The following is a 13,692-nucleotide window of genomic DNA, read 5'->3' on the forward strand; positions in this document are numbered from 1 at the left end:
GCCGCCGACCAGTCCGAACACGGTGAGCCGGGAGTTGGTGCGCACCAGGTCGATTCCCGGTGGCAGCACCCTCGGGGTGACCGCGCTCTTGAGCACCGAGAACGACTTGCTCATGATCATCATGCAGAGCGCGAGCGGATACAGCGCCCAGTTGTCGATATTGAAGATGAGCAGCAGCGCGACGAAGACGCGTATGCCGAAGGAACCCGCCAGGGCGATCCGGCGGCCGCGCTGTAGTCGATCCAGCATCGGGCCGATGAACGGGGCGATCACCGCGAACGGGGCGATGGTGATCAGCAGGTACAGCGCCACCTTGGTCTTGGATTCGGCCGTGGCGCTGGCGAAGAACAGCGTGTTCGCCAGGGCGACCGCCACCGCGGCGTCCGTCGCGAAGTTCGCCATGGTGGCGTAAACCAGTGCGGTGAGGCCGGATTCCTCCGCGCCGTCCGCCTTGGCCGCGCGTTTGAAGGTGGCGAAACCGCGCTCGGTGAGTTCGATGCTGCGGCGCGCGGCGACCCGCGTGACGGTCAGCTTGCGCGGCGGCTTGTGCAAACCCGCCGTCTCGTCCTCGGGAACCTGGGCCTGCTCCATCGGCCGGGTGGCGTCGGGACGCTGCGGTTCGCCCGGCGTTTGCGGCGGGGGTGCCGGTGGCTGCCGCGGGGGCTGCGGGTCCGATTGCTTGCCGTACGGCCGGGTCGGCGTGCGGTGTGCCAGGAAATCGGGCACCTCGGGTTCGCCCGGGCGGCGCGCCGGCGGGCGCTGCGCGGGGGTATTCGCAGGTGGATAACGGTCGAAACCCGGATGCCGTTCGATGAGTGGAGTCTCCTCGTCACCCCACCGACCGGAATCGGCACCTGGTTCACGGGGAGCAGTCACGTACCCAATTCTTGCAGTGTCGCCCAGCGGGGGCTGCACGACGGCTGGTTATGACCGCCACAATTCGCTCAATTGGGTACGAAACGGACCTCGTAGCTCGTCGGCCACTTTTTTCCGGTGAGGAGAAACCGGTCGGTACCCGGGAGGTGGGCGATGCCGTTGAGGACGTCGGTATCGGGCGTGCGGGCCTTGCTGGGGAGTAGCCCGGAGGCGTCGATGGCCGCGCGCACATCGCCCGTATCCGGATCGATCTGCAGGATGGTGTCGCTCGGCCAGGCATTGGCGTAGACGGAACCGTCCGGGGCGCAATCGAGTTCGTTTAGCCTCGCGTTCTTGCGTGTGGTGAGAGTCACTTCCCCCGTGATCGCGAAGGTCTCCGGATCGCGGAAGGTGAGCGTGCTCGTGCCATTGCTCATGACGACGCGCCCGGCCCGCGTGCACAGCCCCCAGCCCTCGCCGTCGTAGCTGGTGCGACGCAGTTCGGCCAGCGTCCCGGGGTCCCGCGCGATGGCGATCCCCTCGCGATAGGTGAGCTGCCAGAGCACATTTCCGGCCCTGGTGATGCCCTCGCCGAACAGCGGATTCGGCAGATCCGCCCGCGCCAGCTCGTTCCCGCCGGTCAGCGTGGTCGCGCGGACGAAGGATTGCCCTGGCAGGCCGGTGCTTTCGTAGAGCACGTCCCCGTCCACCTCCAGCCCCTCGGTGAAAGCCGCTGTGTCGTGCGGGCGTGTCGCCACCACCTCGACACGCAGGCGCGGGGTGTCGTCGGTTTCCCGGCCACAGGCGGAACTCGCCCCGCCCAGCCCCACGACCGTGGACAGCACGATCATGACGCTTACTACCGGTGCACGCCGTTTGCACTCCATACGGCAAAATGTAGGGCGTGAGCGCGGTTGGAGTTTCGGAGTCCGTTGTACGGCCGATCCTGGCGGAGGCGGTCGACCTGGCTCGCCGTGCGCTCCTGGAGTTGGAGCCCGTCGGCGTCGGCGCCCATCTGGGCGTGACCGCCGAGGACGAGTCCTCGGCCACCCATCACTTCGAGGCCACGCTGCCCGGCTATCGCGGCTGGCAGTGGGCGGTCGTGGTGGCGGCCCCGCCGGAAGCGGGCCATGCCACGGTGAGCGAATCGGCGCTGCTGCCCGGCCCCGACGCGCTCGTCGCCCCCGACTTCATTCCGTGGGATCAGCGCGTGCGCCCCGGCGACCTGTCGCCCGGCGACCTGCTCGCCACCCCCGCGGACGATCCGCGCCTGCTGCCCGGCTATCTGCTCTCCGGCGATCCCGTCGTCGACGAGGTGGCCCTGGAACTCGGCCTCGGCCGTCCGCGCGTGCTCTCCCGCGAAGGCCGTGAGGAAGCCGCCGATCGCTGGTTCTCCGAATACGGCCCCGACACCGACATGGCCCGGGCCGCCCCCGGCACCTGCGGCGTCTGCGGTTTCTTCGTCCCGCTCGCCGGTTCCTTCCGCTCCGCCTTCGGCGTCTGCGCCAATGCCATGGGCGCCGACGGCCACGTGGTGCACATGAACTACGGCTGCGGCGCCCACTCCGACGTCGAGGTCCCCTCCGGCCAGGGCTCCCCCCTGTACGAGGCCTACGACGACGCCGCGGTGGAAATCGTTCCCGCCGAAGAACTCCGCAAGCCCGAACCGGACCCCCTCCCCACCGAACCGGCCGATGCCGCTCTCTCGGTAGCCGATTCGGTCCTCACCATCGAATCCCTGGCCGCCGCCGCGGCAGCCGCCGAAACCGCCTCGGACTACGCCGATGCCGTCGCGGAAATCGCCGCGGCCGACGCAGTCGTCCTGACGGCGGCCGTCGCGGACACGGCAGCCGATGCCGGTGCGGTGACGGAAGCGACCGAAACCACTGCAGCCGATACGACTGCGGCTGAAACCGCTGCGGCCGATACGAATGCGGCTGACACGAATGCGGTGACGGCTGTCGTAGTGGAAGCCGCGGACGTGGCGCCGGACACCGAACCCGACATCGTCGAGATCGTCGCCGACACCGACACCGGCGCGGTGACCTTGTTCGATACCGCCGATCCGGACGCCAGGTACGACGACGCCTGGGCGGTCACCGCCGTAAAGGTAGAGCCGGAAACCGGCCCCGAACCTTCGGACGATTCCGGCATTTCGGGGCAGTAGCAGCGCGTCACTCCATCCCCGGTACGGTCAGATGTTTTCTGGCGGAGCCGCGGCAATTCGCCGCGCGGCGGGAAGGGTGTGAGAGCCGGTGACGGTCGAGGTCGGGGATCCGTTCGGGACGGCGGGGTTGCGAGCCGGAGTGCTGGCGGCTTGGCGGGATTCGCCGACTCGGCTGCGGGAGGATGCGGCCACCGAGGCCGATCTGGTGCGGGCGGGGTATCGGGATCGGGTGCTGACCGAGCTGGCGCAGAATGCGGCCGATGCCGCTGCCAAGGCCGGCGTGGCCGGACGGGTCGCGGTGTGGCTGGAGGGTGATCTGCTGCATGTGGCCAATACCGGTGTGCCGCTGGATGTTTCGGGTGTGCACGCGCTGACCGCGCTGCGGGCCTCGGCGAAGAGCAGCGGGGACGCCTCGGTGGGCCGGTTCGGTGTGGGATTCACCGCGGTGCTGAGCGTCGCTGATGCGGCCGAATTCCGTTCCAGCGGTGGCTCGGTGCGGTTCTCGCGGGCCGATACTCTCGCCGAGCTGACCGCGCAAGGGATCGGGATCCCGGACGGCCCGGAGGAATTCGTGGCGCCCGCCCTGCGACTGGTGTGGCCGGCCGAGGCGAAACCGGCGGCCGGGTTCGACAGCGAGATCGTGCTGCGGCTGCGCGCCGACGTGGATGCCGTCGCGCTGCTCGCGGGCATGCGCGCCGAAGCGGTGGATCTGCTGCTGGAATTGCCCGCGCTGCAGGAGATCCTGGTCGGCGACGACGAGATCTCCAGTGTGGTCGAGGATCTCGCGGACGGTCTGCAGCAGGTGCGGATCTGCGGCGCGGACGACGACGAACAGGTGTGGTGGCAGTACCGCACCCCCCGTGCCCGGTGGCTGCTCCCGATCCGCGACGGCCGCCCCGTACCGGCCCGCCCGGACGTGCTGCGCGCCCCGACCCGCTCCGACGAGGAACTCTCCCTCCCCGCGCTGCTCATCGCCGATATCGCCATGCAACCGGACCGCCGCCGCCTGCTCCCCGGCGCGCACGTGGCCGAACTCGCCTCCGGCTACGCCGATTTCGCCCGCGCCCTGCCACCCCGCGACCGCCTCGTCCTCGTCCCACTACCCGCCTTCGCCCGCAGCGAGGCCGACAGCCTGCTCCGCGAAGCCCTCATCACCGAACTCCGCGAACACGAATGGCTGCCCGTCCTCGGCGGCACCACCGACCTCTCGCCCGCACCCGCCCCGGAACTCGAAACACCGGCTGCGGCAGCGGTTTCGGAATCCCTCGGGGCCCAGCGAACTGCGGCCGCGCCAGCGGGGACCGGTGCCGGCGGTGGGATCGCGGACCCCGACACCGCGCCCGCCGGGGGCGACTCCGAGTCCGCCGAGGCCGCCGCCAGTGGCGGTGGGGCTAGGGCTGCGCGCGGTGTGGCCGCCGATCAGCTCGGATTTCCATTGGCGGGCGATCAGTTCGAGCTCTTCGCGGCCGATCCGGTGCCGGCGGTTTCTGTGGCCGATGATGCAGGGCGTGAGGACGTTTCGTCGGGCGGGTCGGTAGATGAGGCCGCGGGGGCGCGGGTGGAGTTGCCGCCGTTCGAGGTAACGGTGGGTGCGACGGTGCCAGTGGGGGAGCCGGTGGTCATTCGGGAGGGGGTGGCCTCGCCGCGGCGGGCGAGCGTGTTCACCGGGGCTACGGTGGAATTGGCGCCGTTGCTGGCGGAAATGGTTGGGCCGGTGGTTATTCCGGAGCTGTCGACGCGGGCTTACGCGGATGCGCTGGCTGTGCTGGATGTGCATCGGATCGGGCTGGCGCGGATCGCGGAGTTGTCAGGGGCTGTCGAACGGGAACCGCAGTGGTTCTATTCGCTGTACGACGCCTTGGACGTGTTCGCGGGGGATCCGCTGTCGGTGGAGGAGCTGGGTGCGCTGTCGGTGCCGCTGACGGACGGGCGGATGGTGACCGGTCCGCGCACCGTCGTGCTGGACGATCAGCTGGAGACGGCGATTCCGGTGCATTGGGCACGCCTGGTGCATCCCGAGGCTGCGCACGAGCTGCTGGGGCGGCTCGGGGCGAAAACGGCCACGCCGGAGGATCTGCTGAGTGATCCGGCGCTGCAGGCGATCCTGGAGGACGATCCGGGCGACCCGGATACCGTGGAGGCGGTGCTCGGCCTGGCGCGGCACGCCAATACTGTGCCGGGTGTGCTGCCGACTTGGCTCGGCCTGCTCGAATTGCCGGACGCCACCGGCGAATTCGGTCCGGCGGACGAGCTGCTGCTGCCGGACGCGCCGCTGGCCCGCGTACTGGTGCACGATTCCCCGTTCAGCGTGCTGGGACCGGAGACGGTGGAGCGGTACGGCGCGGAAGCGTTGCGCGCCATCGGCGTCGGCTGGAGCTTCACACTGGTCACCGAGGAGGACCCGACCGGCCCGGACCATCACCTCGACGACGAGGAAGCCTGGTGGGACACCCTGGACGAGGATCCGCGCGAACTCGTCGCGGTACGCGATCTGGACCTGGTGGACGAGGCCGAATGGCCGGAAGCCCTGCGACTGCTGCTCGACGACCAGACCACCCGCGCGCTGCTGGCCGACCGCGACGGCTACACCGCGTGGTGGCTGCGCCAGCACGCACAGATCGACGGCATTCCGCTGGGCCTCATACGGCATCCGGACGACGCCCAGTTCGCGGGCCTGCTGCCGCAACTGCCGGGCTTCCCCGCACTGGACCTGACCGTCCTGCGCGGCGTGCTGGCCGCCCCCGAGGTGATGACCCCGGTCCTGGCCGAGGAACTTCTCGACGCGCTCGCCGATCCGGCGAGAATGCCGGTCCCGGAATCGATTTCACAGACCTACCGGCTGCTCGCGGAGGCCTTCGAAGCGGACCGCCTGGACCTGGAGGACCTGGCCGTCCCCGAGCATGTGCGCGCCCTGTCCGGCGCGGTCATCGAGGCCGCCGACGCCCTGGTGCTGGACCGCCCCTGGTTCGGCCCGGCGCTGCCCGCCGACCGCCTGGTGGTCGGCGATATCGCCTCCGCCGCCGCACTTTCCGACCTGCTCAACCTGCCGCTGGCCTCGGAAGCGGTGACCGCCGAGGTGGTGAGCGAAGGCCGGCCCACCACCTGGGCCGCCGATCCGCTCGGCGTGCTGCTGCGCCTGCAGTTCGACTTGCCCGCTCCCATGGGCGAACTGGTGATCCACGACGATCTCCGCGTCCAGCTGTCCGGCGCCGTCGAAGACACCGTGGCCGTCACTTGGTGGGAGGACGGCGACACCACGCACGTGCAGTTCGGCCCGCGTCCCTAACCGCCCGGCCGGGAACCGGTCGCGCCTGGCGCGCACCCGTTCCCGGCCGCGCACCCGGATCGCCTCGCCCGGCCGCGAACGACCGCGCCCGCCGCACAATCGTGCGGCGGGCGCGGATCACGTTGGGGTGGATGGGATTTCAGGCCGAATGCGAGACGATCATCCCGGCTAGGACGTCCAGCTGTTCGCGCACCGCGGCGCTGTCGTTGTCGACCAGCCACCGCAGCACGATCCCGTCGATGGCAGCCAGCATGAACCGGCTGAGCGTGGCGACGGAAACTGTCCACTGGGTGCCGGTGGCTTCGCGTGCGTGCTCGATGATGTCCGCGACCGTGGAGTCGTTGAACGTGTACTGCTCACGCGCGATTGCGAGTTTTGCCGGAGTTTGTTCACCTTCGCGGAGTGCGTAGGTGGTGGTTTCATAGGTGAGTAGTTGACGTTCGGGAGTGGCTTCGATGTTGAGCCACATGAGTTCCAGTCCAGCGCGCACCAATTTCTGAAGCGCTTCTTTTCCGGTTCCGACGTCTTGCCATACCGCTTCGTTGGCATCGACGGAATCTCGCAATTCCATCGAGAGGGCCTTGACCAGCTCTGTCATGAGTTGGTCCTTGTTTTCGAAACAGTAATGAACCACACCCAGGGAAACACCGGCAGCTTGCGCGACATCGCGCGTGGTAACTCCTGCCACGCCCTTTTTTTCGGCAAGGCCGATGGCTGCCTCGATAAGGTGGGCCCGTCGTTCTTCGACGCTCAATCGGGAGGACACTCCGCAGAGTTAAGCGTCCATTGCGCGTGCAGTCAATTCGCACGGTCGGAAAGTTCGCTCATCAAGTCTGGTCTGGACGAACGTCCAGTTCTGTGGTTCGCTGCTCCACAACAGAAGAGAGGCTCGAATGGCGATGTCGGACAAGGGAACCACCGGGGCGATCCCGGTCTCGCGCCGGACGGTGCTGGCCACGGCGGCGGCGGGCTCGGCCGCCTTCGCCGTCTCCGCACACCTCGCGATCTCCGACGGTGAGGCGCGCGCGGCCGGCGGCGACTACCTGATCGGGGTGGGCATTTCCGACATCACCGGTCCCGCTGCAGAATGCGGCATGATGGGCTATTCGCAATTCGGGCAGGACACCGCCGGAATTCATCTGCGCCCGCGCGCCCGCGCCTACATCATCGACAGCGGCGAGCGGCGGGTCGTCTACCTGGTCGCCGACAACGGCATGATCTTCCAGTCCGTGCACCGCGGCGTCATGCAGGAGCTGGCCCGGCGCTTCGGCGACCGCTACACCGAGCAGAACGTGCTGCTCACCTCCACCCATTCGCACGCCACCTGCGGCGGCTCCAGCCACGACTACGCCTACAACCTCTCGATTCTCGGCTTCCAGCAACAGGTCTACGACGCCGAGGTGAACGGCATCGTGGAGGCCATCGCCGCCGCGGACGCCGATCTCTCGCCCGGCACCCTGGAACTCGGCCGCGGGGAATTGCACGACGCCAGCGTGAATCGGTCCCGGGTGGCCTTCGAACGCAATCCCGAAGCGGATAAACAGGTTTTCCCGGAAGGCATCGATCCGGCGGTCACCGTCTTGTCGCTGCGCAAAGGCGGCAAACAGGTCGGGGCCATCACCTGGTTCGCCACCCACAACACCTCCATGAGCAACAGCAACCGGCTCATCAGTGGCGACAACAAGGGCTATGCGTCGTTCGCCTACGAACACGGGGAACACGGGGTGCGATACCTCGACGGCGCGGATTTCGTGGCGGCATTCCCGCAGACCAATTCCGGTGATATGTCACCGAACTTGAACCTTCACCCCACCGACGGGCCGACGCGGAACGAGTTCGAGAACACCCGCATCATCGGCGAACGGCAATATCGCGCGGGTAAATCCGCGCTGGCCGCCGCTCGCACCGTCTGCGGCCCGGTGGACAGCCTGCTCTGCTACATCGACATCGCCGATATCGAGGTGGACGGCAAGTGGACGGGCAGCGGGCAGAACCGCCACACCGCCGCCGCCTGCGCCGGCGTCTCGCTCATCGCGGGCAGCGTCGAGGACGGGCCGGGCCTGCCGGGCGTGCCGATTCCCGAGGGCGTGCGAAACCCGTTCGTGGACGCGCTCGGTGGGGCGAACGCGCCGGTGCCGGACTGGCTGGCCGACGCGCAGGCGCCCAAGGCGATCGTGGCGCCGCTGGGCATCATGCCGCCGGTGCCGTGGGTGCCGAGCGTGGTGCCGATTCAGCTGGTGCGCATCGGCGAGCTGTATCTCGCCTGTGGCGGTGCGGAATTCACCATCGTGTCGGGGCTGCGCATCCGGCGGGTGGTGGCGGCGGCGCTGGGCGTGCCGCTGGAGCAGGTGCTCATGCAGGGCTACGCCAATGCCTATCACGAGTACGTGGCGACGCCGGAGGAGTACGACGCGCAGCAGTACGAGGGCGGGTCGACGCTGTACGGGCGCTACACGCTGCCCGCGTATCAACAGGAATTCCACCGGCTGGCAACGGCTTTCGCGGCCCGCCAGACCGTGCCGCGCGGTCCCGCGCCGCGCGACGTGTCCAACCTGCAGCCGAATTTCGTCGCCGCGCCCGGCCCGGACGCCACCCTGCCCGGCACCGCCTTCGGCGACGTCCTCACCCAGCCCGCGGCGTCCTATGCGCGCGGCGAGCAGGCGCAGGCCGAATTCGTCTCGGCCCACCCGAAACACAACACCCGCCGCAACGGCACGTTCCTGGAAGTGCAGCGGCAGACCGGATCCGGCTGGCAGCGCGTCGCCAACGAGGGCGAGTGGGCGGTGAAGTTCTTCTGGAGCAAACGCGGGACCGATGTTTCGGTGGCGCGCTTCACCTGGGATATCCCGGGCGATGCCGCGCCCGGCCGATACCGCTTCCAGCACTTCGCCGATCAGCTCACCGCCGACGGCGCACTGCTCCCGTTCACCGGTCTCAGCGCCGAGTTCGACGTGCTCTGAACGGCTCCCGGAACTACTCCAGACCCAGTTGCGCGCCCTTGTCGCCGCGGCGCGCGCTGCGGCGCTGGAGCCAGAAGATGGAGTAGGCGAGCAGACCGACCGCCAGGCCCATCAGGCAGATCGGGCGGGCCGGGGCCCAGGCGTCGTTGAGCCAGACGACGACGGTGGCGACGAGCCAGGCGAGGGAGCCGACGGCCAGCACCGGGCGCGGGTCGGTGAGGCGCGGCGGGATCTGGGGTACGGGCTGGGTCACGCGATCCAGCCTAGAGCGCGCTCCGGGGTCGTGCCCGATGCGTGGCGCGGTGTCCGGTCCGTGGCAAACGTTCGGCTTGCGTACCGGTAGGTTCGCGCGCCGGTGGCGGCTGGGACGTCGCAGGTGGAGACCGTGCGGGCCGGTCGACCCGAACACCCGACCCGTGCGCGAGGCGTCACGTATCGTTTGCCTCTGTGACAACGCCTTCCGATATTCGAGCGCTCGCCGGTGACCTCTCGCTGGCGGTGGTGCGCTTGACGCGACATTTGCGCGGTAGGCGCGCCGATGCCCAGATTTCGCTGACCCAGCTGTCGGCACTCGCGACGCTCAATCGCGAAGGTTCCATGACGCCGGGCGCGCTGGCGGCCAAGGAGCGGGTGCAGCCGCCCTCCATGACGCGGGTGATCGCGTCGCTCTCCGAAATGAGCTTGGTCGAACGCAATCCGCACCCGACCGACGGACGGCAGATCATCGTGAGCCTGTCCGACGCCGGTCGCGCCCTCATCGCCGACGAGAACCAGGCGCGCGAGGCCTGGATGACCGATCAGCTCTCGGGGCTGAGCCCCGAGCAGATCGCGGTCCTCGAAGAGGCTGTGGGCATCATGAAGCAGATCGTCGACGAGTCGGAGTAACCCACTCCCGGGGCCCTCAGGGGCGAGCCCCTGAAACCCCTTACCTGCGGGCAATCACCCGGTTCAGGACCCGAAAGCCCGGTCGCTGGGGACGATTTCGCGGCCGAGGGGGAACAGGGAGATCGGGATCAGTTTCAGGTTCGCCCACGCGAACGGGATTCCGATGATCGTGATGGCGAGCGCGATGCTCGTGAACAGGTGCCCGATCGCCAGCCACCAACCGGCCACGATGATCCACACGATATTGCCGAGCATGGAACCCACACCCGCCCCGGGCTTCTCGACGGCCTCGCGCCCGAACGGCCACAGCACGAACGAGGCGATCCGGAACGAGGCGATGCCCCACGGGATCGTGATGATCAGAATGCAGCAGATGATCCCCGCGAGCACATAGCCCAGCGCCATCCAGAACCCGACCAGGACGAACCACAGGACGTTCAGAATCAGCTGGATCGGCTTCATGTCCTCCAGCATGCCAGCGGCACCGCCCGCCCCACCACCGGGAAAACCCTGACTCTTCGGTGTTAGTACTCGTCAGGGCTCTGCTGACGACCGTGCTGGCCCTCGCCGCGGCGACCACCCTGGCCGCCTGTAGCAGTGACGACAGCGATGCCAAGTCGACCTCGACCAGCTCCGCGGGTGCGAGCGCGGCCGGATCCGGCCCGGCTCGCAACCCGTACCTGTCCGCCGAGAAATTCGGCATCACCCACATCGACTCCGGTCAGAGCGACAGCTTTCCGGCCGCCCCGCCGCGCGGCACCTTCCACATCGACCCGGCGCAGATGCCGCGGGTGCCCGGCGGCCCGGTCAACATCATGACCATGGCCTCGCCCGACGCGAACTACTGGTGGATCTCCTCCACCTCGGGTCCGCGCTACGTCGATGTCTCGGCCGGTGGCTTCAAGGAGGTCGCCGCGATGGACGTGCCCGGCGCCGCGCCGATCAGCACCCAGGCCCTGGACGCGGTGCTGAATCAGCAGTACACCGACGCCGGGCAGATCCAGGCCGCCATCGCACAGGAGTGGCCCGGTCAGGACTGGCAGCGCTTGAAGAACGGCGTATACGGCCTGAAGAACAAGGACAAGCCCGCCGACGGCCTGGAGATCGTCGCGCAGCGCGATCTGAAACCGCTGCTGGGCACCGGCATGACCACCCTCGGCATTCCGGAGAACGTGGTCGGGCTGAGCATGACCTACGACGGGCACCTGCTCGCGCTGGCGTCGCGGTCGCTGTCGGTGCTGAACCGGGACCTGACCGGTGATCCGGTGACGCTGCGCATCGGCGACGACGAGACGGTCTCCAATTCCATGGCGGTGGACGAGCACAACGGCCTGTACTTCGCTTCCGACAAGATCATGCACAAGGTGGTGTGGAAGGACGGCAAGCTCTCCACCGACGAGGCGGACGGCGCGTGGTCCTCGCCCTACGACTTCGGCCGGCAGCCCCCGGCGGTGAAATTCGGCATCGGCACCGGGTCCACGCCGACGCTCATGGGCTTCGACGAGAAGGGCGACGAACTGGTCGTCATCACCGATGGTTCCGATCACATGAAGCTGGTCGCCTTCTGGCGCAACGAGATTCCGTCGGGCTTCCAGCAGAAGCCGGGGGCCAAATCGAACCGGATCGCCGATCAGATCGAGGTGACGGCGGGCCTGCCCGATCCGAAGCCCGAATTCATCCAGTCCGAACAGTCGGTGGTGGTGAACGGTTACGGCGCGTTCGTGGTGCAGAACATCGGGGCGGGCGGTGAGCCGGACCGGCTGGTGGACGTGCTGGCTAATGGACCGGTCGACGCGCCGCCGCACGGCATGCAGCGCTTCGAATGGGATCCCGCGGCGCACCAGTGGAATTCGGCCTGGACGCGCGGCGACGTGGTCTCCACCTCGATGGTGCCCGCGGTGTCCTCGGGCGCGGGCGTGGTCTTCGTGAACGGCTACTCGAAGGCCGACGGCTGGGAGGTCACCGGCCTGGATTGGAAGACGGGGGAAACGGTGCACCGCACCGTCTTCGGGCAGTCCAATCTGGGCAACGGCGCGTACGCGCTGATCGAGGCTCTCCCCAACGGCGACCTGCTGTTCAACAGTGTGGGCGGCCCGTTCCGGGCCAAGATCGCCAAGTAGCACCCCGCGAAAAAGGCCGGGCGGCACCATCTCTGGTGCCGCCCGGCGCTGGTTTCCCTGCAGGGGAACCTAGAAGAACCAGCCGAGCTGGGCGTCGCGTTCGGCGATGAACGCCGCGTCGAAAGCGCGCAGGGCGGTCGGTTCCTTGGCTTGGATGCGGTTGGCGGCAGCGAAGACTCGCGCTCGGTGCGCGCCGAAATACAGACTACCCAGGACATCGATTCCGATCTCGATATCGGGAGTTCTGGTGGTCGGTTCGCATTCCGCCACGCCGTCGCGAATGCGCAGGGCGAAGGTGCCGCCCGCGTTCCGGAACGGATCGTCCACGGCCACAACCGTATCCAGGTCCGCCGCGTAGGTCCGGGCGGTGAGCGCGGCGGGCACGTCCATCAACCGGGTCCACAGGCCGTCCCAGCGGCCGCCGGGTTTCACCAGGCGCGGATCGGTCAGCAGGTAGGGGAGCGGATCGTCGGGGGCGATCTCGGCCTCCACCGTGCGGACCAGGTCCAGGCTCAGCAGCACCCGCCACAGCGCGGCGTGCGCCTCGGGGGTGATGGCGCGGAACTCGGTGACGATCGCGACCGCCGTATCGTCCTTGCGCCAGTCCCGGCGGTAGAGCACGTAACCGTCCGGATGGGTGAGCGCGAAAAGGCTTGTCGCGCCGTCCCGATGCGGTTCGGAGTCGGCGAACATCAGATTCCAGTCTGCCTCCGGCCGGAGCTGCGCGCTCGGGAGCAGCCGCCGCCAGCGGTCGTAGACGGCTTCGATGTGCGGCCGGGCCGCGGCCGGGGACTCCATCCGCACGCCGCCGGGATCCGGTGTGGTGGCACGGAATTGGGCCTTGGTGCGATCGATGGAGACGGATTGGATGACCATGCTGGGGCCGTAGCCGAAGCGGCCGTAGATGGTGCCCTCGCTGGCGGTGAAGATGGTCAGCGGCAGCCCCTCGTCCTCCACCCGCTGATGCAGTTCGGTGTAGAGCGAACGCAGGATGCCGCGCCGGCGATGGGTCGGCGCGACCACCACGGCGGAGACGCCGCAGGCCTGTGCGATGCGTTCGCCGGGCACGGTGAGGGTCATGTGCCGGTCCACCGTGTGGCCGACCACGCGGCCGTCGTCGATGGCGAGCAGGGCACGGTCCACCGGGAAGATTTCCTTTTTGATCGGGATCTCTTCGGGGACGTTCCGGAAACCGAAGCAGGTTTCGATAAGTTCGATGATCTGCGGCCAGTCGTCCTCGGTGGCCGAACGGATCGTGAAGCCATTCGCGGATGCCATGACCCGACGATGACAGGTCGGCGATTCGTCCGCATCCGAATATTTCCGATCGAAACGAACACCCGGAGCCACCTGTCCTCCCCGCCGTGACAGGTGACCCCGGGGTCCTCCCCCCTACTTCCCCCGATTGCGGGGCCGGTG

At 68.6% G+C, this 13,692-nt stretch carries 10 protein-coding genes and 1 pseudogene; 5 read left to right on the forward strand and 6 right to left on the reverse strand.

The window, feature by feature from the left end; all coding sequences use genetic code 11:
• Together NY1_RS40240 and NY1_RS40245 are read right to left on the reverse strand one after the other, a co-directional pair.
• Positions 1 to 876 (reverse strand): annotated as a pseudogene (locus tag NY1_RS40240) (MFS transporter); the annotation flags it as partial.
• Between the two features lie 68 nt (positions 877 to 944).
• Entirely contained in the window at positions 945 to 1,742 is a 798-nt protein-coding gene (locus tag NY1_RS40245; protein ID WP_067723086.1) for a glutaminyl-peptide cyclotransferase, read from the reverse strand.
• 17 nt (positions 1,743 to 1,759) lie between these two features.
• On the opposite strand from NY1_RS40245, the gene NY1_RS45590 reads away from it, so the two are divergent.
• Positions 1,760 to 3,022, forward strand: a complete 1,263-nt coding sequence (locus NY1_RS45590; RefSeq protein WP_084536287.1) for a DUF3027 domain-containing protein — start codon at positions 1,760 to 1,762, stop codon at positions 3,020 to 3,022.
• A gap of 139 nt (positions 3,023 to 3,161) precedes the next feature.
• The gene (locus tag NY1_RS44975) at positions 3,162 to 6,308 is read left to right on the forward strand and encodes a sacsin N-terminal ATP-binding-like domain-containing protein (RefSeq protein ID WP_233434699.1); all 3,147 of its coding nucleotides are present in this window, start codon (positions 3,162 to 3,164) and stop codon (positions 6,306 to 6,308) included.
• Between the two features lie 139 nt (positions 6,309 to 6,447).
• Here NY1_RS44975 and NY1_RS40260 read toward each other — a convergent pair whose 3' ends face one another.
• Positions 6,448 to 7,062 (reverse strand): TetR/AcrR family transcriptional regulator, encoded by a 615-nt coding sequence (locus tag NY1_RS40260; protein WP_233034819.1) that lies wholly within the window; start codon positions 7,060 to 7,062, stop codon positions 6,448 to 6,450.
• 145 nt (positions 7,063 to 7,207) lie between these two features.
• Here NY1_RS40260 and NY1_RS40265 point away from each other — a divergent pair, with 145 nt between their 5' ends.
• On the forward strand, positions 7,208 to 9,268 hold the full coding sequence (locus tag NY1_RS40265; protein ID WP_233434696.1) for a neutral/alkaline ceramidase: 2,061 nt from the start codon (positions 7,208 to 7,210) through the stop codon (positions 9,266 to 9,268).
• Between the two features lie 13 nt (positions 9,269 to 9,281).
• Here the strand turns inward: NY1_RS40265 and NY1_RS40270 are convergent, their stop codons facing one another.
• Complete coding sequence (locus NY1_RS40270) at positions 9,282 to 9,521, reverse strand: DUF2530 domain-containing protein (protein WP_067723094.1); 240 nt, start codon at positions 9,519 to 9,521, stop codon at positions 9,282 to 9,284.
• Positions 9,522 to 9,715: 194 nt separating this feature from the next.
• On the opposite strand from NY1_RS40270, the gene NY1_RS40275 reads away from it, so the two are divergent.
• Positions 9,716 to 10,153: an Rv0880 family HTH-type transcriptional regulator gene (locus NY1_RS40275; RefSeq protein WP_067723096.1), complete on the forward strand. Its 438-nt coding sequence runs from the start codon at positions 9,716 to 9,718 to the stop codon at positions 10,151 to 10,153.
• Positions 10,154 to 10,216: 63 nt separating this feature from the next.
• Here NY1_RS40275 and NY1_RS40280 read toward each other — a convergent pair whose 3' ends face one another.
• Positions 10,217 to 10,615, reverse strand: a complete 399-nt coding sequence (locus NY1_RS40280; protein WP_067723127.1) for a YccF domain-containing protein — start codon at positions 10,613 to 10,615, stop codon at positions 10,217 to 10,219.
• 59 nt (positions 10,616 to 10,674) lie between these two features.
• Here NY1_RS40280 and NY1_RS40285 point away from each other — a divergent pair, with 59 nt between their 5' ends.
• Complete coding sequence (locus NY1_RS40285) at positions 10,675 to 12,273, forward strand: hypothetical protein (protein ID WP_218028568.1); 1,599 nt, start codon at positions 10,675 to 10,677, stop codon at positions 12,271 to 12,273.
• Between the two features lie 69 nt (positions 12,274 to 12,342).
• Here NY1_RS40285 and NY1_RS40290 read toward each other — a convergent pair whose 3' ends face one another.
• Positions 12,343 to 13,551 carry a GNAT family N-acetyltransferase gene (locus NY1_RS40290; protein WP_067723098.1) on the reverse strand — a complete coding sequence of 403 codons (1,209 nt, stop codon included), beginning with the start codon at positions 13,549 to 13,551 and terminating at the stop codon, positions 12,343 to 12,345.
• Positions 13,552 to 13,692: the final 141 nt, after the last annotated feature.

The sequence above is a fragment of the Nocardia yamanashiensis NBRC 100130 genome, from assembly GCF_001613325.1.
Taxonomy (GTDB): Bacteria; Actinomycetota; Actinomycetes; order Mycobacteriales; family Mycobacteriaceae; genus Nocardia; species Nocardia yamanashiensis.

Bases quoted from the DNA above. Each gene is read 5' to 3' on its own strand.
- NY1_RS40265 (WP_233434696.1), top strand. From the start codon at position 7,208: ATGTCGGACAAGGGAACCACCGGGGCGATCCCGGTCTCGCGCCGGACG.
- NY1_RS40245 (WP_067723086.1), bottom strand. From the start codon at position 1,742: ATGGAGTGCAAACGGCGTGCACCGGTAGTAAGCGTCATGATCGTGCTG.
- NY1_RS40280 (WP_067723127.1), bottom strand. From the start codon at position 10,615: ATGAAGCCGATCCAGCTGATTCTGAACGTCCTGTGGTTCGTCCTGGTC.
- NY1_RS40290 (WP_067723098.1), bottom strand. From the start codon at position 13,551: ATGGCATCCGCGAATGGCTTCACGATCCGTTCGGCCACCGAGGACGAC.